The organism is Streptococcus mitis (genome assembly GCF_901542415.1).
GTDB lineage: Bacteria > Bacillota > Bacilli > Lactobacillales > Streptococcaceae > Streptococcus > Streptococcus mitis_BL.
Genome location: NZ_CABEHV010000004.1, coordinates 1146223 through 1170161, shown reverse-complemented (window position 1 = coordinate 1170161; position 23939 = coordinate 1146223). Strand labels below are relative to the sequence as shown.

Annotated in this window: 26 protein-coding genes and 1 tRNA gene; 25 read left to right on the top strand and 2 right to left on the bottom strand. The window is 40.1% G+C overall.

What is annotated here, in order from left to right; all coding sequences use genetic code 11:
• The first annotated feature begins 290 nt into the window (after window positions 1–290).
• From FQT24_RS06055 to FQT24_RS05940, 23 genes are all read left to right on the top strand, one after another.
• Window positions 291–1070, top strand: a complete 780-nt coding sequence (locus FQT24_RS06055; RefSeq protein WP_143952474.1) for a hypothetical protein — start codon at window positions 291–293, stop codon at window positions 1068–1070.
• Between the two features lies 1 nt (window position 1071).
• Entirely contained in the window at window positions 1072–1254 is a 183-nt protein-coding gene (locus tag FQT24_RS06050; protein WP_033676265.1) for a hypothetical protein, read from the top strand.
• A 265-nt stretch (window positions 1255–1519) separates the two neighbouring features.
• A complete protein-coding gene (locus FQT24_RS06045) occupies window positions 1520–1753 on the top strand; it encodes a DUF1858 domain-containing protein (RefSeq protein WP_000368740.1) in 234 nt (77 codons plus the stop codon).
• Window positions 1753–3087 (top strand): DUF438 domain-containing protein, encoded by a 1335-nt coding sequence (locus FQT24_RS06040; protein WP_143952473.1) that lies wholly within the window; start codon window positions 1753–1755, stop codon window positions 3085–3087. The genes FQT24_RS06045 and FQT24_RS06040 overlap by 1 nt, the downstream gene beginning before the upstream one ends.
• Before the next feature lie 9 nt (window positions 3088–3096).
• Entirely contained in the window at window positions 3097–3351 is a 255-nt protein-coding gene (locus tag FQT24_RS06035; RefSeq protein WP_000119707.1) for a DUF1912 family protein, read from the top strand.
• A 95-nt stretch (window positions 3352–3446) separates the two neighbouring features.
• On the top strand, window positions 3447–3842 hold the full coding sequence (locus FQT24_RS06030) for a helix-hairpin-helix domain-containing protein (protein WP_000038631.1): 396 nt from the start codon (window positions 3447–3449) through the stop codon (window positions 3840–3842).
• 361 nt (window positions 3843–4203) lie between these two features.
• Entirely contained in the window at window positions 4204–4782 is a 579-nt protein-coding gene (locus FQT24_RS06025; protein ID WP_143952472.1) for a flavin reductase family protein, read from the top strand.
• Window positions 4769–5329: a GNAT family N-acetyltransferase gene (locus FQT24_RS06020; RefSeq protein WP_143952471.1), complete on the top strand. Its 561-nt coding sequence runs from the start codon at window positions 4769–4771 to the stop codon at window positions 5327–5329. The genes FQT24_RS06025 and FQT24_RS06020 overlap by 14 nt, the downstream gene beginning before the upstream one ends.
• Complete coding sequence (locus FQT24_RS06015) at window positions 5329–5907, top strand: AAA family ATPase (RefSeq protein ID WP_143952470.1); 579 nt, start codon at window positions 5329–5331, stop codon at window positions 5905–5907. The genes FQT24_RS06020 and FQT24_RS06015 overlap by 1 nt, the downstream gene beginning before the upstream one ends.
• Entirely contained in the window at window positions 5900–8548 is a 2649-nt protein-coding gene (locus tag FQT24_RS06010) for a valine--tRNA ligase (protein ID WP_143952469.1), read from the top strand. The genes FQT24_RS06015 and FQT24_RS06010 overlap by 8 nt, the downstream gene beginning before the upstream one ends.
• 232 nt (window positions 8549–8780) lie before the next feature.
• Window positions 8781–9848, top strand: a complete 1068-nt coding sequence (locus tag FQT24_RS06005) for a hypothetical protein (RefSeq protein ID WP_143952468.1) — start codon at window positions 8781–8783, stop codon at window positions 9846–9848.
• Window positions 9845–11272 (top strand): hypothetical protein, encoded by a 1428-nt coding sequence (locus FQT24_RS06000; protein ID WP_143952467.1) that lies wholly within the window; start codon window positions 9845–9847, stop codon window positions 11270–11272. Before FQT24_RS06005 ends, FQT24_RS06000 begins: the two co-directional genes overlap by 4 nt.
• Window positions 11273–11501: 229 nt before the next feature.
• Window positions 11502–12089, top strand: coding sequence for a DNA-directed RNA polymerase subunit delta (rpoE, locus tag FQT24_RS05995; protein WP_031227756.1), 588 nt, complete (start codon window positions 11502–11504; stop codon window positions 12087–12089).
• A 236-nt stretch (window positions 12090–12325) separates the two neighbouring features.
• On the top strand, window positions 12326–13933 hold the full coding sequence (locus tag FQT24_RS05990; RefSeq protein ID WP_143952466.1) for a CTP synthase: 1608 nt from the start codon (window positions 12326–12328) through the stop codon (window positions 13931–13933).
• A 119-nt stretch (window positions 13934–14052) separates the two neighbouring features.
• Window positions 14053–15129, top strand: coding sequence for an N-acetylmuramoyl-L-alanine amidase family protein (locus FQT24_RS05985; RefSeq protein ID WP_185952551.1), 1077 nt, complete (start codon window positions 14053–14055; stop codon window positions 15127–15129).
• 204 nt (window positions 15130–15333) lie between these two features.
• Complete coding sequence (locus FQT24_RS05975) at window positions 15334–15633, top strand: DUF4651 domain-containing protein (RefSeq protein ID WP_001013971.1); 300 nt, start codon at window positions 15334–15336, stop codon at window positions 15631–15633.
• Window positions 15630–15947 (top strand): thioredoxin family protein, encoded by a 318-nt coding sequence (locus FQT24_RS05970; RefSeq protein WP_049499813.1) that lies wholly within the window; start codon window positions 15630–15632, stop codon window positions 15945–15947. Before FQT24_RS05975 ends, FQT24_RS05970 begins: the two co-directional genes overlap by 4 nt.
• 15 nt (window positions 15948–15962) lie before the next feature.
• Window positions 15963–16589 carry a YtpR family tRNA-binding protein gene (ytpR, locus tag FQT24_RS05965; RefSeq protein WP_143952465.1) on the top strand — a complete coding sequence of 209 codons (627 nt, stop codon included), beginning with the start codon at window positions 15963–15965 and terminating at the stop codon, window positions 16587–16589.
• 41 nt (window positions 16590–16630) lie between these two features.
• A complete protein-coding gene (locus FQT24_RS05960; RefSeq protein ID WP_143952464.1) occupies window positions 16631–17392 on the top strand; it encodes an SDR family NAD(P)-dependent oxidoreductase in 762 nt (253 codons plus the stop codon).
• Between the two features lie 77 nt (window positions 17393–17469).
• Window positions 17470–17865, top strand: a complete 396-nt coding sequence (locus FQT24_RS05955; RefSeq protein ID WP_000282439.1) for a single-stranded DNA-binding protein — start codon at window positions 17470–17472, stop codon at window positions 17863–17865.
• A 155-nt stretch (window positions 17866–18020) separates the two neighbouring features.
• Entirely contained in the window at window positions 18021–18305 is a 285-nt protein-coding gene (groES, locus tag FQT24_RS05950) for a co-chaperone GroES (RefSeq protein ID WP_000917337.1), read from the top strand.
• 15 nt (window positions 18306–18320) lie between these two features.
• Window positions 18321–19943: a chaperonin GroEL gene (gene groL, locus FQT24_RS05945; protein ID WP_143952463.1), complete on the top strand. Its 1623-nt coding sequence runs from the start codon at window positions 18321–18323 to the stop codon at window positions 19941–19943.
• Between the two features lie 137 nt (window positions 19944–20080).
• Window positions 20081–20848 carry an epoxyqueuosine reductase QueH gene (locus FQT24_RS05940; protein ID WP_000567567.1) on the top strand — a complete coding sequence of 256 codons (768 nt, stop codon included), beginning with the start codon at window positions 20081–20083 and terminating at the stop codon, window positions 20846–20848.
• Window positions 20849–20918: 70 nt separating this feature from the next.
• Here the strand turns inward: FQT24_RS05940 and ntdP are convergent, their stop codons facing one another.
• Window positions 20919–21452, bottom strand: a complete 534-nt coding sequence (gene ntdP / locus FQT24_RS05935; protein WP_000775316.1) for a nucleoside tri-diphosphate phosphatase — start codon at window positions 21450–21452, stop codon at window positions 20919–20921.
• Between the two features lie 88 nt (window positions 21453–21540).
• Complete coding sequence (gene recX, locus FQT24_RS05930) at window positions 21541–22317, bottom strand: recombination regulator RecX (RefSeq protein ID WP_143952462.1); 777 nt, start codon at window positions 22315–22317, stop codon at window positions 21541–21543.
• 37 nt (window positions 22318–22354) lie between these two features.
• Here recX and rlmD point away from each other — a divergent pair, with 37 nt between their 5' ends.
• The gene (gene rlmD, locus FQT24_RS05925; protein ID WP_143952461.1) at window positions 22355–23722 is read left to right on the top strand and encodes a 23S rRNA (uracil(1939)-C(5))-methyltransferase RlmD; all 1368 of its coding nucleotides are present in this window, start codon (window positions 22355–22357) and stop codon (window positions 23720–23722) included.
• A gap of 49 nt (window positions 23723–23771) precedes the next feature.
• Window positions 23772–23843, top strand: a tRNA-Glu gene (locus FQT24_RS05920).
• Window positions 23844–23939 lie beyond the last annotated feature (96 nt).

The following is a 23939-nucleotide window of genomic DNA, read 5'->3' as shown; positions in this document are numbered from 1 at the left end:
GACATTCTAGGTAAAACAACAATAGACTATCGTTCATAGATAGAATATCAAGTTGTAAAGGTAGAGTTGAATATTCGAGTTGTAAAGGTAGAGTTGAATATTCGAGTTGTCTCTACAAAGGCTATTAAGGTTCTTTAACAAATAAGTTGCCAAGGATTTTGATTTTGTGTATTGGACTATTTATCTAAAAAAATAAGGAGTTTTGAAAACTTTTGAGGGGAATTTGAAACATACTTTAAAAGAGTATGCTATCATAGACTATAACTTACAGAAGTAAAAGGAGTTTGTATATGGCTGAACAAGAGTTAGCTATGCAAGTATTGCAACAAGTGGTAAAATTACCAGTTGTTAAGGTTGATCGTTCGAAATTTTTAGTGGATAAGTTTTCCAAAGAATTGGATCCACAGGACATTCCTACCTTATTAGAACAAGGCCCAACGTCTCTCTTATCTCAAGAAACTTTAGATCGAGTGGCTAATGCCTGCATTAGGGATAATGTTTTATTGGCGAGTGGAACCTCTGTTTTGGCAGGATTACCAGGTGGACTTGCCATGGCAATTACCATACCAGCGGATGTAGCTCAATTTTATGGTTTCTCTCTGAAATTGGCTCAAGAATTAGGTTATATTTATGGTTATGAAGATCTTTGGGCTTCACGCGATGAGTTGAGTGAAGATGCTCAAAATACCCTCTTGCTTTATCTAGGTGTCATGTTGGGGGTGAATGGAACCGCTGCCTTGCTACGTGCAGGTGGTATAACAATTGCCAAACAAGTAATGAAAACAGTACCTAATAAAGCTTTAACAAAGACGCTTTGGTACCCTATTTTGAAAAAAGTCTTAAGAATATTTGGTGTGAATCTTACCAAGGGAGGGCTGGCCAAAGGAATGGGAAAATTCATTCCTATCTTGGGTGGTATCATTTCAGGTGGTTTAACCTTTGCAACTATGAAACCAATGGGTGAAAGCTTGCAGAAAGAATTATCCAAAATAGTCAATTATAGTGAAGTTCAATATCAAGAAGATGTTGAAACAATCCGAAAAGAGGCTGAAATAATCGAGGGTGAGTGAGATGAATCCTATCAAAGCTTTTGCTAAAATTTACGGGAATTACTTTTTGACCATGCAAGGTGTAAAAGTAATGAAAACGATAAAGAAAGATGACAATGTTGTTGTCGGTCTGGGGAAATTATTTATTGCAGACAAGCTAATGGATACGGCTCGGTGGATCATCAAGCCAGAGGATAGAGAATGAAATTTTTCTGGGGACTTCTTGCCATTATTTTTATCAAACCGATTATTGGAATTGTGAAATTCTTTTGGATAATCATCTCTTTTGCAGTCCAATTGCTGTTTTACAAGCTATTATTTAAGATATTGGATTGGCTATTTAAACTTATTTAGATGGTAATCCAAATCGCAGAGAACTAGCAGGAACTTCACTGCTAGTTTTTTAATCTCTTTCCTTGTGGTATAATAAAAGCAGTAAAATCATTTTAGAACATACAATGGAGGTCGTCATGGACAATATCATCGATGTGTCAATTCCTGTTGCAGAAGTGGTGGATAAGCATCCAGAAGTCTTGGAAATTCTAGTCGAGCTTGGTTTTAAACCTCTTGCCAATCCCTTAATGCGCAATACAGTTGGTCGTAAAGTATCACTTAAACAGGGTTCTAAGCTGGAAGGAACCCCTATGGACAAGATTGTCCGCACACTGGAAGCGAATGGCTACGAAGTGGTTGGATTAGACTAATGGCAGATGAAAGGATTCATGTCCTACGGGATATTTTGTTAGAATTGCATAATGGCGCCTCTCCTGAGTCGGTTCAGGAGCTCTTTGATGCGACCTTTACAGGTGTTTCAGCCATCGAGATTTCCCTCATGGAGCACGAGCTGATGAACTCGGACTCGGGCGTCACTTTTGAAGATGTCATGGAACTCTGTGATGTCCATGCCAATCTTTTTAAAAATGCTATTAAAGGTGTCGAAGTAGAGGATACCGAGCATCCAGGTCACCCAGTTCGTGTCTTCAAGGATGAAAATCTGGCCCTCCGTGCTGCCTTGATTCGCATTCGAAGATTGTTAGATACCTATGAGTCTATGGAAGATGAAGAAATGCTGGCGGAGATGCGCAAGGGTTTGGTCCGTCAAATGGGTCTTGTGGGACAATTTGACATCCATTACCAACGTAAAGAAGAACTCTTCTTTCCTATCATGGAGCGTTATGGGCACGATTCGCCTCCTAAGGTCATGTGGGGAGTGGATGATCAGATCAGGGAACTCTTTCAAACAGCTATAGCGGAAGCCAAATCACTACCTGAAGTGTCGATTAGTATTGTAAAAGAAATTTTTGAAGCCTTTGCGACAGAGTTTGAAAGTATGATTCTCAAGGAAGAGTCCATCCTTCTCATGATTCTCCTTGAGTCCTTTACTCAGGATGACTGGCTTCAGATTGCGGAGGAGAGCGATGCTTATGGTTATGCCATCATCCGTCCGTCTGAGAAATGGGTGCCAGAAAGACAGAGCTTTGTTGAGGAAGATAGTGCAGGGGAGCCTGTGCAGCTAGATACGGCAGAAGGTCAAGTTCAGCAAGTTATCGATACGCCAGAAGGCCAGTTCACCATTACCTTTACCCCTAAGGAAAAGGAAGCAGTGCTGGACCGCCATAGTCAACAGACTTTTGGGAATGGCTATCTTTCAGTCGAGCAGGCCAATCTCATCCTCAATCATCTCCCCATGGAGATTACCTTTGTCAATAAAGACGATATTTTCCAGTATTACAATGACAATACTTCAGCTGATGAGATGATTTTCAAACGGACGCCGTCCCAAGTCGGACGCAATGTTGAACTCTGCCATCCACCTAAGTACTTGGACAAGGTCAAGACTATCATGAAGGGGCTTCGTGAGGGAAGAAAAGACAAGTATGAAATGTGGTTCAAGTCTGAGTCGCGAGGTAAGTTTGTCCACATCACCTACGCTGCAGTGCACGATGAAAACGGAGAATTCCAAGGTGTGCTGGAATACGTTCAGGATATCCAGTCCTACCGTGAGATTGACACGGACTATTTCCGTGGATTAGAATAAGGAGAAAAAATGAGTTACGAACAAGAATTTATGAAGGAATTTGAAGCCTGGGTCAATACCCAGATCATGATCAACGACATGGCGCACAAGGAAAGTCAAAAAGTCTACGAAGAAGACCAAGACGAGCGTGCCAAAGATGCCATGATTCGCTACGAAAGCCGCTTGGATGCTTATCAGTTCTTGCTTGGAAAATTTGAAAATTTCAAAGCAGGCAAAGGATTCCATGATTTGCCAGAAGGCTTGTTTGGTGAGAGAAATTATTAAACGAGATAGATTCTTGATTTTTTACTAAAATCTTGATAGAATATTCATATTAAATCCTTGTCAGAGCAGGGGTTTTTTATTGAAAGGATTTTATCATGTCAAAGAAACTCAATCGTAAAAAACAATTACGAAATAGCCTCCGTCGTGCCGGTGCCTTTTCAAGTACTGTGACTAAGGTTGTAGAAGAGACAAAAAAAGTCGTGAAACGTGCAGAACAGTCAGCAAGCGAAGCTGGTAAGGCTGTTTCTAAAAAAGTTGAACAAGCAGTAGAAGCTACTAAAGAGCAAGCTCAAAAAGTAGCCAATTCTGTAGAAGATTTTGCAGCAAACTTGGGTGGGCTTCCACTTGATCGTGCCAAAACTTTCTATGATGAAGGAATCAAGTCTGCTTCAGATTTCAAAAACTGGACTGAAAAAGAACTCCTTGCCTTGAAAGGAATCGGCCCAGCTACCATCAAGAAATTGAAGGAAAATGGTATCAAGTTCAAGTAATTTTTCTTGTGCCTTGCATTTCCGAAAAAATCTTGCTACAATAGAGCCATTAGAGGTGTTTTGAATCCCACATTTTACAGAAAGTGGCGGTGCTGAGAAGTCCACAAATGTGTCAAAACTAGTTGCTAATGGATGAAAAAATGAAATAAAAGTGTCTTTTTGTTTCCGTCTAGGACTAGGCAACGAGTTGCAGGCTGTACTCAAGTACGCCAAAGCGAGCTAACGACGTCATAAAGGAGAAACAGGAAGATTAAAGTTGCGGGCGCTGCCCGAATTTGGGTGGTACCGCGGATAAATACATTCGTCCCTGTCATGTAGATGGCAGGGATTTTCTTTTGCGTCTTAGTAAAAGGAGGTTGTTATGAAGCAATCTTTTAACACAAGTAAGCTCTATTATGGTTTTCCTATCTTCATTTTGGGGTATCAGGATCAGAATTTTGGACACAATATTACGACCTGTAGCTCCTCTTATAGCTTGGGAAATTGGCTAGTCATCGGTGTCGGAGCTGAGGAAAATGCGGCTGAGCAAATCAAGCATTACCAGAAGTTTACTGTGAATATTCCTGATGAAAATGTCATGCTCGAGATGGAGCAGGCTGGTTTTATCAGTCATCGAGAGAAATTGAAACACCTGGGGCTAGACTACGAGATTTCTAAACGGACTCAGGCACCGATTTTAGAGGCCTGTCCAGTCGTATTGGACTGTCAGGTAGATCGGATTATCGAGGAAGATGGAATCTGTCATATCTTTGCTAAGATTATCGAGCGACTTGCTGATACAGATCTCTTGGATGAGAAAGGGCATTTTAAAAATGACCGTTTTTCACCGACTTACTTTATGGGGGACGGCCATCAGCGCGTTTATCGTTATCTAGATGACCGAGTCAATCCCATGGGAAGCTTTATCAAGAAAGCGAGGAAGAAGGATGTCAAGAGCTGAATTACCAGAACGCTTGGAAACAGAACGTCTCGTTTTACGAGTCCGGACAGTCGCAGATGCTGAGGATATGTATACCTACGCTAGTCTCCCAGAGGTCGCCTATCCAGCAGGCTTTCCTCCAGTCAAGACCTTGGAAGATGAGGTTTACTATCTAGAGCATATTCTTCCAGAACGCAATCAAAAGGAAAATCTCCCAGCTGGCTATGGGCTTGTCGTCAAAGGAACAGATAAAGTCATTGGTTCGGTTGACTTCAACCACCGCTATGCGGATGATGTGCTAGAGCTTGGCTATACCTTGCATCCAGACTATTGGGGTCGAGGCTATGTACCAGAAGCAGCGCTTGCCTTGATTGACTTAGCCTTTAAAGATTTGGATCTTCACAAGATTGAACTGACTTGTTTTGGATACAATGTCCAAAGTCAACGAGTCTCAGAGAAGCTTGGATTTACCCTCGAAGCTCGAATAAGAGACAGAAAGGATGTTCAAGGAAACCGCTGTGACAGTCTGATATATGGTTTGCTGAGAAGTGAGTGGGAGGTGATTTGATGCATCTTTTCATCATTGGTGCTCCGGCCTCAGGAAAAATGACGATTGGTCAAGAGTTATCTCGACTGACAGATGCTACCCTCTTTTATAACCATCAAGCCATCGATTTTGCACTGGAAATCTATCAGGGCTTTACAGAGGAAATGTGGGAATTTGTTCGTGGAATTACCTTTTCTTTCCTTGGAGCTAGCGCTAGAAATCAGCGATATGTGATTTTAACAGACGTGATTGATTTTTCAAATCAGTACCAGCTGATGTATTTGAAGCAAATTCAGAATTTGTTGGATGATTATCATCAAGAGATTCTTTTTGTTGAATTGGAAACAAGCCTTGAAGAGCGCTTACGTCGAAATCGAACGGAGAATCGATTAAAGCACAAACCCTTAAAACGACATATTGAGGTATCTGAAAGAGAAATTTTAGAGACAGCTGAAACCCTTCAATTAAATTCCCAACATCAACCGAATGAGTTGCACCACTACTTTAAAATAAATAATACGAATTTGTCTGCAGAAGAAGCTGCTAAGCAAATTCAAAATAAAATGAATACAATAGAGAAAGGACAAACACATGTCTAAAGAACTTTCACCTAAATACAATCCAGCCGAAGTTGAGGCTGGTCGTTACCAAAAATGGCTTGATGCGGATGTTTTCAAGCCTTCAGGCGATCAAAAGGCTAAGCCTTATTCAATCGTCATTCCGCCACCAAACGTAACTGGTAAACTTCACCTTGGTCACGCTTGGGATACGACTTTGCAAGATATCATCATCCGTCAAAAACGTATGCAAGGTTTTGATACACTTTGGCTTCCAGGGATGGACCACGCTGGGATTGCCACTCAAGCTAAAGTTGAGGAGCGCTTGCGTGGTGAGGGCATCAGCCGCTATGACCTCGGTCGTGAAAAATTCCTCGACAAGGTCTGGGAATGGAAAGACGAATATGCCACTACCATCAAGGAACAATGGGGCAAGATGGGGCTCTCTGTAGACTACTCTCGCGAGCGTTTCACTCTTGATGAAGGTTTGTCAAAAGCTGTTCGTAAGGTCTTTGTGGACCTTTACAAGAAAGGTTGGATCTACCGTGGTGAGTTTATCATCAACTGGGACCCAGCTGCTCGCACAGCCCTTTCTGATATCGAAGTTATCCACAAGGACGTAGAAGGTGCCTTCTATCACATGAACTACATGCTAGAAGACGGTTCTCGCGTCCTTGAAGTTGCCACAACTCGTCCTGAGACTATGTTTGGGGACGTTGCCGTTGCGGTCAATCCAGAAGACCCACGCTACAAGGACTTGATTGGAAAAAACGTTATCCTTCCAATCGCTAACAAACTAATCCCAATCGTTGGAGACGAACATGCCGATCCAGAGTTTGGTACTGGTGTCGTGAAAATCACACCTGCCCACGATCCAAACGACTTCTTGGTTGGTCAACGCCACAACTTGCCACAAGTCAACGTCATGAACGACGACGGTACTATGAATGAGCTTGCCTTCGAATTTGCAGGTATGGACCGTTTTGAAGCTCGTAAGGCAGTCGTTGCCAAGTTGGAAGAAATCGGTGGCCTCGTCAAAATCGAAAAACGTGTCCACAGTGTTGGTCACTCAGAGCGTACAGGTGTTGTGGTGGAGCCACGCTTGTCTACTCAATGGTTTGTTAAGATGGACCAATTGGCCAAAAATGCTATTGCCAACCAAGACACAGATGACAAGGTCGAATTCTACCCACCTCGTTTCAACGATACCTTCCTCCAGTGGATGGAAAATGTTCACGACTGGGTTATCTCTCGTCAACTTTGGTGGGGTCACCAAATCCCTGCTTGGTACAATGCTGAGGGTGAAATGTACGTCGGTGAAGAAGCTCCAGAAGGTGACGGATGGACTCAGGACGAAGACGTCTTGGATACTTGGTTCAGTTCAGCACTTTGGCCGTTCTCAACCATGGGCTGGCCTGATGTCGACTCAGAAGACTTCAAACGTTACTTCCCAACTTCAACCTTGGTTACAGGTTACGACATCATCTTCTTCTGGGTATCTCGTATGATCTTCCAATCCTTGGAATTCACTGGCCGTCAGCCATTCCAAAACGTGCTTATCCACGGTCTTATTCGTGATGAGCAAGGACGCAAGATGTCTAAATCTCTCGGGAACGGGATTGACCCGATGGACGTCATCGAGAAATACGGTGCTGATGCCCTTCGTTGGTTCCTTTCAAACGGTTCTGCACCAGGACAAGACGTGCGCTTCTCTTACGAAAAAATGGATGCTTCGTGGAACTTCATCAACAAGATCTGGAACATCTCTCGCTACATCCTCATGAACAATGAAGGATTGACCCTTGAGCAAGCAACTGCCAATGTCGAAAAAGTTGTTAACAAGGAAGCTGGCAACGTTACAGACCGCTGGATTCTCCACAACCTCAATGAAACTATCGGAAAAGCAACTGCCAACTTTGATAAGTTTGAGTTTGGTGTCGCTGGACATATCCTCTACAATTTCATCTGGGATGAGTTTGCGGACTGGTACGTTGAGTTGACTAAGGAAGTCCTTTACAGCGATAATGAAGAAGAGAAAGTCATCACACGCTCTGTTCTCCTTTATACTTTGGACAAGATTCTTCGTCTCCTTCACCCAATCATGCCATTTGTGACAGAGGAAATCTTTGGACAAATCTCAGAAGGCTCTATCGTTACAGCAGAATACCCAACTGTCAACCCAGTCTTTGAAGACCTTGTGGCTCACACTGGTGTGGAAAGTCTTAAAGACTTGATCCGTGCCGTTCGTAATGCGCGTGCGGAAGTAAACGTTGCTCCAAGCAAGCCTATCACCATCCTTGTTAAGACAAGCGATAGCGACTTGGAGGCCTTCTTTAACAGCAATGTCAACTACATCAAACGCTTCACAAATCCAGAACACTTGGAGATCGCGTCAAATATTCCTGCGCCTGAACTTGCTATGTCAAGTGTCATCACAGGAGCAGAAATCTACCTGCCACTGGCAGACCTCCTCAATGTCGAAGAAGAACTGGCTCGTCTCGACAAGGAACTCGCTAAATGGCAAAAAGAACTGGATATGGTCGGCAAGAAACTTTCTAACGAACGCTTCGTAGCTAATGCCAAACCAGAAGTCGTCCAAAAAGAACGCGACAAACAAGCCGACTACCAAGCTAAATATGACGCGACCGTCGCACGTATTGATGAGATGAAGAAACTAATTTGAAATTTTTAGGGTAAGTAAAATGGGAATTTTAAAGAAAATATTACAAAATAAAATTGTCAATACAAATGGCTATACTCGTTCCGATACTGGTACTAAAGTTCACGCATATCTACGGACTCATCCCAGAAATCAAGGTGCTGGTAAAAAACTTACGAGAAACATTATCAATGCTTTGAAAAAATAATATTAATCTATTAAAACGCGGTTTAAAACCGTGTTTTTTGGTATAATAATGATTAAGAATATTTTAGAGGGACGATTTTTAATGACTGATAGGAATAAGGATACAAATGCCACAGCTTCTGCATTTGGATGGGATTTTCAATACAATCTAGCATTATATTTGGTGATGGACCAAGATCTTAGACAAGTTGAAAAGTTTAAGGTAGAGGGTAGCACAGAGGATATTGAAATTTACTTTCGCAATAAAGAGCCAATTTATATACAAGCCAAATCACAAGAAAATCCTCATTCAAAATCTACAACTACTCAACATTTGACTAATGCAATTAATTCTTTAATTAATGCTGTAAGTAAAGTTAATGAGGAATATAGTGAAGTGATTTATGGAAACAATATTGAAATACCTATAAGGGCAAATAAAAAAAATAATTTATTCGAAGGTAATAGAGTCAAGAGAAGATATAAGAATCTCCCTGATGGCCATCGAAAGAAAATCGATTCTATTATTGATAAATCTGAAGTTATATTTGATAAAAATAAATTAAAAGAGAAACTTTTTATTTTAAAAGTTGAATTTTCTGAAGATGATGATGAGACTCGTTATCGATTTATTAAAGAGAAAGTAATCAATTGTTTAAATGGTATTGGACTGAAAGGTTACAAGGCAAATAGAATTTTTGCTTATTTACAAAATGAATTTAAAAATAATGCTTCTAAAAGAGTTGATTTAACTATACAAGAATTTGGTTGGTTGATTATTCTTTACAGTATTAATATTGAGGAGAATACTGTATATGAAATTTTTGATATTCCTCAAATTAGTGAAGAACGTTTAAAGACGGATTTTTCAGAGTTAATTTTTAAGAAGTCATTAGATTTTGAGCTTATTACATCAGTAATATCTGAATACAATAGGTTTTCTATTAGTTGTACTACAAGAAGAGATACCGAGATTAGTTTCATCAATGAATACTACAGTAAATATAGGGATGACATTTTAAGTTTGGAAGATGTAATACCTAACGATTTTTTAGATGATTTAACAAAAGTGATATTGTTTCAAATCCTATCTTCATATTCAGACATAAATAGTGTCAAAAAGGGGTTAAGTATATGAAATTTAAGTTATTAAAGGTTATTAATGGATATGAATCAAAACTATTTGAGTTTGGTGAAAAAACAGAAATTCATAGTGATATCAATAGCGTGGGAAAATCAACATTGTTACGCTTATTATTTTATGCAATGGGATATCCAATACCGTCTACGAAAAAAATTAGATTTTCAAAATTACAAACTAAACTAGTCCTTGAAACTGAAAAAGAGATTATTTTAAGTCGCAGAGATAATAATATTTCGCTTGAAATAGAAGGTGTCACAGAAAACTTAGAATTGCCAAGAGATTTATATTATATTTTGGGTAAAGTATTTGAAACTAATAATATTAATGTTCTAGAAAGTCTTCTGGGGTGTATATATTTAGATCAAGATAAGGGGTGGACATTACTAAATAGAGGGACAGTCATTGGAGGAATAAAATTTAAGGTTGAAACTTTAATAGAGGGCATATCAGAAAAAGATATAGCTAATTTAAAAATAGAAGTAGAAAAAATAACATCTGAATTAAAGCGACTTAAAGAGCTACAAAAGATTGTATTATTTCAGAGTGAGAATTTTAACCTAATGGAACAAAGTAATTTCCAAAGCAATAAGAGCTCAGATATAGAAAAAGACATTTTGATTGTTAGGAGTAATAAAAATGAGTTATTAAAAAAATTATCAACTTTGAAAGAACTTGCTACAAAAAATGAAGGCTATCTTTCATATATCGAGAGCCTGGGGTTGAGTGTGCGATGCTCGACAGGGGCAATAGTTGAACTAAGTAGAGATAACATTTTAGGTTTTGATGATATACAAAAAATAATTGATTTACGAATATTTCATTTAAATCAAGAAATTGATAAATTATCCAAAAGAGAAATTGAACTCAAACAAGAAATTGAAAATTCTCAATACCTTGTCAGAGTTGAGAATCCTATTAAATTATTTGAGCAACGTTTACAACTTATAGTGGCACCCAGAGAAATTATTGAGGATGAAATTCGAAGGTTAAAGAAACGAAAGAAAGAACTTGAAAATTATATAAAAATTTCTTTACGTGATGATACTAATCAAAATCTTTTTGATAACATTTTAAAATTTGCTACAAAGTTAGGTGTTGAAGAATATTTGAATATAGATAAAAATTTTGTATTTACCTCAGATTTGAAATCCCTAAGTGGAACGGTGTTACATAAATTAGTATTTTGCTATAAAATGGCATATATAACGGAAATTCAAAAATACTTAGGGATTACCCTCCCAATAGTGCTTGATTCTCCTAGCGGGAGAGAGGTTGATCAAAAGAATATTGAGGACATGTTTAATATTTTGAATACAGATTTTAGATATAATCAGATTATTATCGCATCGATATTTAAGTATAGTGAATTTGATGCAGATAAACTTATCGATATACAGGAAAGTCTATTGGAACAATAATTTTTTTTAGAAATCAGCTTACTACACAGTAAGCTCAGTCAATTCGTGCCCGTACCAACCCACATAGCGACACCATCGGCTGGGTAGCAAAGAAATAAAAAGTCCTATCACTTTCTCCCCCTTAACCTTTGACTATTTCGCAAAATTATCGTACAATAAAGAGTACATGATAAAATGAGGTCAGAGTCTGTTCGCTCTGACGATACTAGTAAAAATGAGGAGAAACGCTTTGGAACTAGAAGTATTTGCTGGGCAAGAAAAAAGTGAGCTATCTATGATTGAGGTAGCACGTGCTATCTTGGAACTTCGTGGTCGCGACCATGAGATGCATTTTAGCGATCTTGTAAACGAAATTCAAAACTACCTTGGAACATCAAACAGCGATATCCGCGAAGCTTTGCCTTTGTTCTACACGGAGCTGAACTTTGACGGTAGCTTCATCTCACTTGGAGACAACAAATGGGGTCTTCGTTCATGGTATGGTGTGGACGAAATCGATGAAGAAATCATCGCTCTTGAAGAAAATGACGACGATGAAGTAGCACCAAAAGCTAAGAAAAAACGTGTCAATGCCTTCATGGATGGTGATTCAGATGCCATTGACTACAATGCAGATGATCCAGAAGACGAAGATGCATACGAAGCAGATCCGGCTCTTTCATACGATGATGAAAATCCAGATGATGAGAAAAATGAAGTGGAAGCTTATGATGCAGAAATCAACGAAATCGCCCCAGATGACTTGGGAGAAGACGTGGATCTCAACGAAGAAGATGATGAGTTTTCAGACGATGATTCTGAAAACATCGAGGAATAGAAATTAGCTATTGACAATTATCCTATTTTTAGGTATCATATTGTTCGGGCACCTCTTTTGGAGGTCGGGGCTCCCTAGTTCTTAGGGAGCTATTTTTGTTTTTTCAAGAAGTTATCTTCTTGTATTTTAGTTGTGAATCTGGTGCAGTCGTCCCAGATTATTCTTATTAGTAGGGTCTTGTTTTCTATGTCCCCTCGTAGTCAGCAAGACCTTGAGCATTTTAGAAAGAGGAATCTATGTCTACGAAATATATTTTTGTAACTGGTGGTGTGGTATCGTCTATTGGGAAAGGGATTGTCGCAGCAAGTCTGGGCCGTCTCTTGAAAAATCGTGGTCTCAAAGTAACCATTCAAAAATTTGACCCTTATATCAATATCGATCCGGGAACTATGAGCCCTTACCAGCACGGGGAAGTTTTTGTGACAGATGACGGAGCTGAGACTGATTTGGACTTGGGTCACTATGAACGTTTCATCGATATCAATCTTAACAAATATTCCAACGTGACAACTGGTAAAATCTACAGTGAAGTTCTTCGTAAGGAACGCCGTGGAGAATACCTTGGGGCAACTGTTCAGGTTATTCCTCATATCACAGATGCTTTGAAAGAAAAAATCAAGCGTGCCGCTCTAACGACCGACTCTGATGTCATTATTACAGAGGTTGGTGGAACAGTAGGAGATATCGAGTCCTTGCCATTCTTAGAGGCCCTTCGTCAGATGAAGGCAGATGTGGGTGCGGATAATGTCATGTACATTCATACAACCTTGCTTCCTTACCTCAAGGCCGCTGGTGAAATGAAAACCAAACCAACTCAACACTCTGTAAAAGAATTGCGTGGATTGGGAATTCAACCAAATATGTTGGTTATTCGTACAGAAGAGCCAGCTGGTCAAGGAATTAAAAACAAACTAGCCCAGTTCTGTGATGTGGCCCCAGAAGCTGTTATCGAATCATTGGATGTTGAACACCTTTACCAAATTCCACTGAATTTGCAGGCTCAAGGTATGGATCAAATTGTCTGTGATCATTTGAAATTAGACGCACCAGTAGCAGATATGACAGAATGGTCAGCAATGGTGGACAAGGTCATGAACCTCAAGAAACAAGTCAAGATTTCCCTTGTCGGTAAGTATGTTGAGTTGCAAGATGCCTACATTTCTGTGGTTGAAGCCTTGAAACACTCTGGTTATGCCAACGACGCAGAAGTTAAGATTAATTGGATCAATGCCAATGATGTGACAGCAGAGAATGTGGCAGAGCTTTTGTCTGATGCAGACGGAATCATCGTACCAGGTGGTTTTGGCCAACGTGGTACTGAAGGGAAAATTCAAGCCATTCGCTATGCGCGTGAAAATGATGTTCCAATGTTGGGAGTTTGCTTGGGAATGCAGTTGACATGTATCGAGTTTGCTCGTCACGTTTTAGGTCTTGAAGGTGCCAATTCTGCAGAGCTTGCACCAGAAACAAAATACCCTATCATTGATATCATGCGTGATCAGATTGACGTTGAGGATATGGGGGGAACCCTTCGCTTGGGACTTTATCCATCTAAGTTGAAACGTGGCTCTAAGGCCGCTGCCGCTTATCACAATCAAGAAGTGGTGCAACGCCGTCACCGTCACCGTTATGAGTTTAACAATGCCTTCCGTGAGCAGTTTGAGACAGCAGGCTTTGTCTTCTCAGGAGTTTCTCCAGATAATCGTTTGGTCGAAATTGTGGAAATTCCTGAAAATAAATTCTTTGTGGCTTGTCAGTATCATCCTGAACTTTCAAGCCGTCCAAATCGCCCAGAAGAACTCTACACTGCTTTTGTCACTGCAGCAGTTGAGAACAGCAATTAGCTAGATTATAACCTTTGAGAACAATCTCAGAGGTTTTTTGCTTGCATATTTAGGATAATATTTGCAATTTAAAAACATAGTGATATAATTAACATAAAAAATCCTAAGGAGGATCTACGATGAAAAAAATCACATTATTTGGTTTGTCTCTAGCTGGTCTAGCTTTACTGGCTTTTCCACATTCAGGGCAGGCATTTGAGCTTAAAGAAGAATGGGTTGTTAAGTGTGGAGTACAGTATCAAGATGGCAAGATTCTTCGGTTTAACAATGGTCATGAAGTGGATATCAAGGTCTTGGATTTGCCAAAAACTGAGAAAATCGAGTGGACGGTTAGTCTCGATGGTCAAGATCAGACTGTCAATTTCCTAGGTCAAGAAAAGGACAAGTCTATGATCGGGGAAGAAGGGCGTTACCTGAATTTCTATGTTCCATATGGCTATAGAGGAGATATCAAGGTCGAGGCTAAGAGCGGAAACGAAGTAAAGACCTGGTCAACGAAAGTTGTGGATGATATTCATAATGATAGTGGAAAGAGAGGTTACTATCGTATTGAAGAATCAAATAATCAATACACTTACCTAGATGCTAAATGGGATTATCAAACCAAGACTTACACTGCTACCTTACCAGAGACTGTCAATGGTCAAAAAGTCTTTGCTTGGGCAGATTATGATAATGGTGAATTGAAGCTTGAAAAACTAAAAACTATCAGTCATAAATATGATGATGGAGGATCTTTCAAAGAACTTTATCCGATTGTAAAAGCAGAAAGTTGGCTAAAATCAAACCAAAACTGGTACTACCAACAACAAGGTCAACTAGTGCAGAAGGATTGGGTTTATGACAAGGGAACTTGGTACTTTATGAATGATAAAGGAGTCATGTTCAATCAAACTTGGCTTTATCAAGGTAGCAACTGGTATGCCTTTAAATCATCAGGAGCCATGATTGCGAGTGACTGGCTTTACGATCAAGGCAAGTGGTACTATTTATCAACTTCAGGAGCCATGAAAGCAAGCACTTGGGTTTATGACAAGGGAGAATGGTATTATGTAAGTTCTTCTGGTGCCATGATTGCGAATGATTGGGTCAAAGACAATGGTAAGTGGTATTATCTGTCTTCATCAGGTAAGATGCTTCGCAATACCTACACGCCTGATGGTTACTACGTTGGCAACTCAGGTGCCTGGCAATAAGAATAATACTCTTCGAAAATCTCTTCAAACCAAGTCAGCTTCATCTACAACCTCAAAACAGTGCTTTGAGCAACCTGCGGCTAGCTTCCTAGTTTGCTCTTTGATTTTCATTGAGTATAAGAAGTCCTTTTCCTTTAAGGAAGAGGATTTTTACTTGCTTTTCTGCTGCTTCCTCATTTGTCCTGAAGCCTTTTTTGTGTTAAAATGAATGGTATGAAAGCTAAAAAAATGTGGATGGCAGGCTTGGCTCTGCTTGGTATTGGAAGCCTTGCCCTTGCTACGAAAAAAGTTGCAGATGACCGCAAGCTCATGAAGACTCAGGAAGAGTTGACAGCGATTGTGCGAGACCATTTTTCAGACATGGGAGAAATTGCGACCCTCTATGTTCAAGTTTATGAAAGCAGTCTGGAGAGCTTGGTTGGTGGCGTCATTTTTGAGGATGGCCGTCATTATACCTTTGTCTATGAAAATGAAGACCTGGTCTATGAGGAGGAAGTCTTATGATACAACCAGCAAGTTTAGAAGAATTAGCATCTTTAGTAGAAAAAGATGGCAAGAAAGTCTTCCTTTTTGTGGCAGACTGGTGTGGCGATTGCCGTTATATCTATCCTGCCTTACCAGAAATTGAGGAGAGTAATCCAGAGTTTACCTTTATTCGAGTGGATCGAGATCAGTATATGGATCTAGCCAAACTCTGGGATGTTTACGGAATTCCTAGCCTTGTTGTTCTAGAAAAAGACAAGGAAATCGGTCGTTTTGTCAATCGCGACCGTAAAAGCAAGCAACAAATTAACGACTTTTTAGCAGGACTGAAGTAGGAGAAAAAGGAAACAATGATTTTTACATATAACAAAGAACATGTCGGTGATGTCCTTATGGTCATCGCGAAAAATAGCGGAGATGCCAAACTGGATGTGGAGCGCAAAGGCAAAGTAGCCCGTGTTTTCCTCAAAGAAACTGGGGAAACAGTGGCGTGGAATATTTTCGAAGTTTCAAGTTTGTTTGAAATTGCAGAGCGCGGTCAAGTCTTTTTGACAGATGAGCAAGTCGCTCGTTTGAACCAAGAATTACAAACGGAAGGTTTTGCAGAAGAAATTGTCAATGACAAGGAACCTAAGTTTGTTGTTGGTGAAATTGTTGAGATGGTAGCCCATCCAGATAGTGACCACCTCAACATCTGCCAAGTTGCAGTCGCAAGTGACAAGACAGTGCAAATTGTTGCAGGGGCTCCTAATGCGCGTGTCGGGTTGAAAACCATTGTGGCTCTTCCTGGAGCTATGATGCCCAAAGGCAATCTTATTTTCCCAGGTGAGCTTCGTGGCGAAAAGAGTTTTGGCATGATGTGTAGCCCTCGTGAATTGCATTTGCCAAATGCTCCGCAAAAACGTGGTATTATTGAATTATCAGAAGACCAAGTTGTCGGAACTCCATTTGATCCAGCTAAGCACTGGACTGCCTAAGAAGTTGTTAGTATCTGATAGACCAGCTAGAAGGAAATAAGATGGCAAAAAATGTTGTGATTACAGGAGCGACATCAGGTATTGGTGAAGCAATTGCGCGTGCTTATCTGGAGCAGGGTGAGAATGTCGTTCTAACAGGACGACGGACAGATAGACTAGAAGCTCTTAAGTCGGAGTTTGCAGAAGTCTTTCCAAATCAAACCGTCTGGACCTTTACACTAGATGTCACGGATATGACTATGGTGAAGACTGTCTGCTCTGATATTCTAGAAACGATAGGTCAGATTGACATCCTAGTCAATAACGCAGGTTTGGCTCTTGGCTTGGCTCCATATCAAAACTATGAAGAGTTGGATATGCTGACCATGTTGGATACCAATGTCAAAGGTTTGATGGCAGTCACTCGCTGTTTCTTGCCAGCAATGGTAAAAGCCAATCAAGGACATATCATCAATATGGGCTCAACCGCAGGAATCTATGCCTATGCGGGTGCAGCTGTCTATTCAGCTACCAAGGCTGCAGTTAAGACCTTTTCAGATGGATTGCGAATCGATACCATCGCAACGGATATCAAGTTGACAACCATTCAACCTGGAATTGTCGAAACAGATTTCTCAACCGTACGTTTTCATGGTGACAAAGAGCGTGCTGCGACCGTTTACCAAGGAATCGAAGCCTTGCAAGCTCAGGATATTGCAGACACAGTAGTCTATGTGACCAGTCAACCTCGTCGTGTTCAGATTACAGATATGACCATTATGGCCAATCAACAGGCGACAGGTTTCATGGTTCATAAAAACTAAAAAATTTCCTCGAAAAGTTACAAATTTCTGTAACTTTTTTTGATTTCCTACGAATAGATAAGTAGGAGGAAGAAAATATGTATAATAAAGTTATCTTAATCGGGCGCTTGACGTCTACACCAGAATTGCACAAAACCAACAATGACAAGTCAGTAGCGCGAGCGACTATTGCAGTCAACCGTCGTTATAAAGACCAAAATGGTGAACGTGAAGCTGATTTTGTTAATATGGTTTTATGGGGTAGACTAGCAGAAAGCTTGGCAAGCTACGCAACCAAAGGAAGTCTCATTTCAGTGGATGGAGAATTACGTACTCGTCGTTTTGAGAAAAATGGTCAGATGAACTATGTGACTGAAGTCCTTGTGACAGGATTCCAACTCTTGGAAAGTCGTGCTCAACGTGCCATGCGTGAAAATAACGCAGGCCAAGACTTAGCGGACTTGGTTTTGGAAGAGGAAGAACTACCATTTTAAGCATTAAAAAGTCTGAGTTGGTCTCAGGCTTTTTATCTTGAGAAAGTCAGACTTTTTTCTTGACTATTTCTGACCAAGTGATACAATAGAACTATGAATTAGCACTCAAGTGTAAAGAGTGCTAATGATATCTATCTCATTATGGAGGAAATCAGATGTTGAAACCATTAGGGGACCGTGTGGTCTTAAAAGTAGAAGAAAAAGAACAAACTGTTGGAGGTTTTGTCCTCGCAGGTTCAGCCCAAGAAAAAACCAAAACAGCTCAAGTTGTGGCTACTGGACAAGGTGTTCGTACCTTGAACGGTGACTTGGTTGCTCCAAGTGTTAAAGCTGGAGACCGTGTCTTGGTTGAAGCTCACGCAGGTCTTGATGTCAAAGATGGCGATGAAAAGTACATCATCGTAGGCGAAGCTAACATCTTGGCTATCATTGAAAAATAGAAGGAGAAAGTAAGTATGTCAAAAGAAATTAAATTTTCATCAGATGCTCGTTCAGCTATGGTCCGTGGTGTCGATATCCTTGCAGACACTGTTAAAGTAACCTTGGGACCAAAAGGTCGTAATGTCGTTCTTGAAAAATCATTTGGCTCACCTTTGATTACCAATGATGGTGTGACCATTGCCAAAGAAATTGAATTAGAAGATCATTTTGAAAATATGGGTGCCAAATTGGTATCAGAAGTAGCTTCAAAAACCAATGATATTGCAGGTGACGGAACGACAACTGCAACTGTCTTGACCCAAGCAATCGTCCGTGAAGGAATCAAAAACGTCACAGCGGGTGCCAATCCAATCGGCATTCGTCGTGGGATTGAAACAGCAGTTGCAGCAGCAGTAGAAGCCTTGAAAAACAACGCCATCCCTGTTGCCAATAAAGAAGCCATTGCTCAAGTTGCTGCCGTGTCTTCTCGTTCTGAAAAAGTCGGTGAGTACATCTCTGAAGCCATGGAAAAAGTTGGCAAAGATGGTGTCATCACTATCGAAGAGTCACGTGGTATGGAAACAGAACTGGAAGTTGTGGAAGGAATGCAGTTTGACCGCGGTTACCTTTCACAGTACATGGTGACAGATAGCGAAAAAATGGTGGCTGACCTTGAAAATCCGTACATTTTGATTACAGACAAGAAAATTTCTAATATCCAAGAAATCTTGCCACTCCTAGAAAGTATTCTCCAAAGCAATCGTCCACTATTGATTATTGCGGATGATGTAGATGGTGAAGCTCTTCCAACTCTTGTTTTGAACAAGATTCGTGGAACCTTCAACGTGGTAGCGGTCAAGGCACCTGGTTTTGGTGACCGCCGCAAAGCCATGCTTGAAGATATCGCCATCTTGACAGGCGGAACAGTTATCACAGAAGACCTAGGTCTTGAGTTGAAAGATGCGACAATTGAAGCTCTTGGTCAAGCAGCGAGAGTAACTGTGGACAAAGATAGCACGGTTATCGTAGAAGGTGCTGGAAATCCTGAAGCGATTTCTCACCGTGTTGCAGTTATCAAGTCTCAAATTGAAACCACAACTTCTGAATTTGATCGTGAAAAATTGCAAGAACGCTTGGCAAAATTGTCAGGTGGTGTAGCGGTTATTAAGGTTGGAGCCGCAACTGAAACTGAGTTGAAAGAAATGAAACTCCGCATTGAAGATGCCCTCAACGCTACTCGTGCAGCTGTTGAAGAAGGAATCGTTGCAGGTGGTGGAACAGCCCTTGTAAATGTTATCCCAGCCGTGGCTGATTTGGAATTGACAGGAGACGAAGCAACAGGCCGCAATATTGTTCTCCGTGCCTTGGAAGAACCTGTTCGTCAAATCGCCCACAATGCAGGATTTGAAGGCTCTATCGTTATCGATCGTTTGAAAAATGCCGAGCTTGGTACAGGTTTCAACGCAGCAACTGGCGAATGGGTCAACATGATTGAAGAGGGAATCATCGACCCAGTTAAAGTGAGCCGTTCAGCTCTACAAAATGCAGCATCTGTAGCCAGCTTGATTTTGACTACGGAAGCAGTCGTAGCCAATAAACCAGAACCAGCAGCCCCAGCTCCAGCAATGGATCCAAGTATGATGGGTGGGATGATGTAAGCTTTCTATAGAAAACAACTTATAAAAAACACAAAAGGAGGGAATGGCTATTCCTCCTTTTTATGATATTCACTTCTAAATTGATTTGAGCTCTCCTAACTTATATGATAAAATAAGACTAGAAAAAGGAGAAGAACATGATCGATGTAGAAGAAATTCTGAGCAAGATGAATCCCAATCAGAAGATTAATTATGACCGTGTCATGCAGAAGATGGTACAAGTATGGGAGAAAAATGAGCAACGGCCAACCATTCTCATGCATGTTTGCTGTGCCCCTTGCAGTACCTATACTCTAGAATATTTGACCAAGTATGCAGACGTGACCATTTATTTTGCCAATTCTAATATCCATCCCAAGGCAGAATACCATAAGCGGGCTTACGTCACCAAGAAATTTGTTAGTGATTTTAATGAGCGGACAGGAAATACGGTTCAGTACCTAGAAGCTCCCTACGAACCCAATGAATACCGAAAATTAGTTAGGGGACTAGAGGAGGAGCCAGAAGGTGGCGACCGTTGCAAGGTTTGCTTTGACTATAGACTGGATAAAACAGCGCAAGTGGCTATGGACTTGGGATTTGACTACTTTGGCTCAGCTTTGACCATCAGTCCTCATAAGAATTCTCAAACTATTAATAGCATCGGAATCGATGTGCAAAAAATTTATACAACCCACTATCTTCCAAGTGATTTCAAGAAAAATCAAGGCTATAAACGTTCAGTAGAGATGTGTGAAGAGTATGACATCTACCGTCAATGTTATTGTGGTTGTGTCTATGCAGCCCAAGCTCAGAATATTGACCTGGTTCAAGTTAAGAAGGACGCTACAGCATTCTTGCTGGATAAGGATGTTGAAAAAGACTATTCCCACATCAAATTTACTGTTACGAAATTAGATATATAGAGACCAACCCAGCTGAAAAGCTGGGTTTCTCAAATAAAAAAACTAGGGCTTTCACCCTAGTTTGACAACTTTACCGATTCTTTAGTTCTACATAGCGCTTGTACCAAATGTTTACATAGGCTTCTGAGAAAGGACCTCGTCCATTGTTAATCCAATCAACAAGAATTTTGACATGTTCTTTTAAAATATAGTCCAAGTCATCAGAATAATTCATTTTGCGTTTGTGACGCTCGTACTCCTCAACATCCAAGAGACGTTTTTCCCCATCTGTAAAAATTTTAACATCCAAATCGTAATCAATATACTTCAGTGCTTCTTCATCCAGATAGTAGGGGCTAGCCATATTGCAATAGTAGGAAATTCCATTATCGCGAATCATGGCAATGATATTAAACCAATATTTCTTGTGAAAGTAAACAATAGCCGGTTCTCGAGTAACCCAACGACGACCATCACTTTCGGTAACCAGTGTATGATCGTTGACACCAATAATGGCGTTTTCTGTTGTTTTTAGTACCATGGTGTCCCGCCAAGTTCGGTGGAGACTCCCATCATGCTTATAACTTTGAATTGTAATAAAGTCGCCTTCTTTTGGAAGCTTCATAACTAACCAACTTTCTACAATTTATAAGTTTATCGTTTACTATTGTACCATAAAATTACCTAAAATCTGTGAATTTTACATGAAAATATTAAAGATATTCTCTGAGAGCGCTTGCTATATCCGAAAAATCGTAGCCTTTTCGTGCTAAAACTTGAGTTAAACGTTGTTTAAGTTCGTATCCTTCATATTTTCGGGTATACTTAGCATATTGCTTATCGAGTTCCTTGAAGATGAGTTCCTGAGTCGTTTCTTGGTCAACTTGACTATCCAACTGGTCAAAGGAACTTTTAGCATCAGAGTAAGAGAATCCCTTGTTGGTCAAGTTCTGGATAATCTTATCTTGCAAGGCACGAGCTGGAAGTTTTCCTTCATATTTTTTCAATAGTTTATTAGCTACACGTTGAGCAACTTCCGAAAAATCAAATTCTTTCAAGGTCTCCTCTATAGTAGATTTTGAAATCCCCTTTTGTACTAGTTTCTGAGTCAGTACATAAGGTCCCTTGTCTCCTGAAAGTTGATTAGCATTGATGATAGCATAAGCGTAATGGCCATCATTAATCCAATTATCTTCTTTAAGATTAGCAATGACTTGGGAAGCTATGTCTTCATCAATATCGTATTTTTTCAGATATTCTCTGACTTCTTTTTCAGTGCGAGCTTTAAAGGATAGGTGGTAGAGGGCTAGATTCTTACCATAAGAAAATTGAGCAAAGTCCTGAATCTCCTTCAATTCCTCTTTGCTTATCACCTTATCTCTCGATAACATAAAACGAACAATAGTATCTTCAGTAATATAGCATTTGTCGCCATTATCAAGCTCCATCAGATAGAGTCTTTTTTTCTTTTCAAGTTTTGTGATTTTCATAGTTCTATTATAACTCAAAATGTGATAAGATAGGGGTATGAATCTGAAAGTGAAACAAAAAATACCATTAAAAATCAAGCGCATGGGAATTAATGGTGAGGGAATCGGTTTTTACCAAAAAACATTAGTCTTTGTACCTGGAGCTTTAAAAGGAGAAGACATCTATTGTCAGATTACTTCTATTAAACGCAACTTTGTTGAAGCAAAATTACTAAAGGTCAACAAGAAGTCTAAATTTCGAGTTGTGCCAGCTTGTACTATTTACAATGAATGTGGAGGCTGCCAAATCATGCACCTGCATTATGATAAACAGCTGGAGTTCAAGACGGACTTACTTCATCAAGCGCTGAAAAAATTTGCTCCTGCAGGATATGAAAACTATGAAATTCGTCCAACTATTGGAATGCAGGAACCCAAGTACTATCGTGCCAAGTTACAATTTCAGACTCGAAAATTTAAAAATCAGGTTAAGGCTGGCTTATATGCACAAAACTCTCATTACTTAGTAGAGTTGAAAGACTGCCTGGTACAAGACAAGGAAACTCAAGTGATTGCTAATCGTCTAGCAGAATTACTTACTTATCACCAGATTCCAATCACGGATGAGAGAAAAACTCTAGGTGTTAGAACTATAATGGTTCGACGAGCTAGAAAGACCGGACAGGTTCAGATTATTATAGTTACAAACCGCCAGCTTAATTTAACCCTGCTGGTAAAAGATTTAGTTAAAGATTTTCCAGAGGTTGTGACAGTAGCTGTGAATACAAATACAGCTAAAACCAGTGAGATTTATGGTGAAAAGACAGAGATTATCTGGGGACAAGAGAGTATTCAAGAAGGGGTTCTTGATTATGAATTTTCACTATCTCCTCGCGCTTTCTACCAACTAAATCCTGAACAAACAGAAGTCCTCTATAGCGAAGCAGTAAAAGCACTGGATGTTGATAAAGAAGACCATTTGATTGACGCTTATTGTGGAGTTGGAACGATTGGATTTGCCTTCGCAAAGAAGGTTAAAACACTTAGAGGTATGGATATTATTCCAGAAGCTATTGAAGATGCCAAGCGAAATGCTAAAAGAATGGGATTTGACAACACACATTATGAAGCTGGAACTGCAGAAGAGATTATTCCTCGCTGGTACAAGGAAGGCTACCGCGCAAATGCTCTGATTGTAGATCCACCACGTACAGGCCTAGATGATAAGTTGTTAGATACAATTCTGACCTATGTACCAGAAAAAATGGTCTATATTTCTTGCAATGTTTCGACCTTGGCTCGTGATTTGGTAAGGTTAGTAGAAGTCTATGATATCCATTATATCCAGTCGGTCGATATGTTCCCGCACACCGCTCGAACTGAAGCAGTTGTAAAATTAATTAAAAAAGATAAAAAAAGTAGTTGACAAAGTTTAAAAAGTGGGTATAATAGTAAGAGTTGAAAATAACAACTCTGGTCCGTTGGTCAAGGGGTTAAGACACCGCCTTTTCACGGCGGTAACACGGGTTCGAATCCCGTACGGACTATGGTATATTGCAGAAGAAATACTGATTGAAAAAAATTAAAAAAAGTTTCAAAAAAGTGTTGACAAGCGAAAGCGACTGTGATATACTAATATAGTT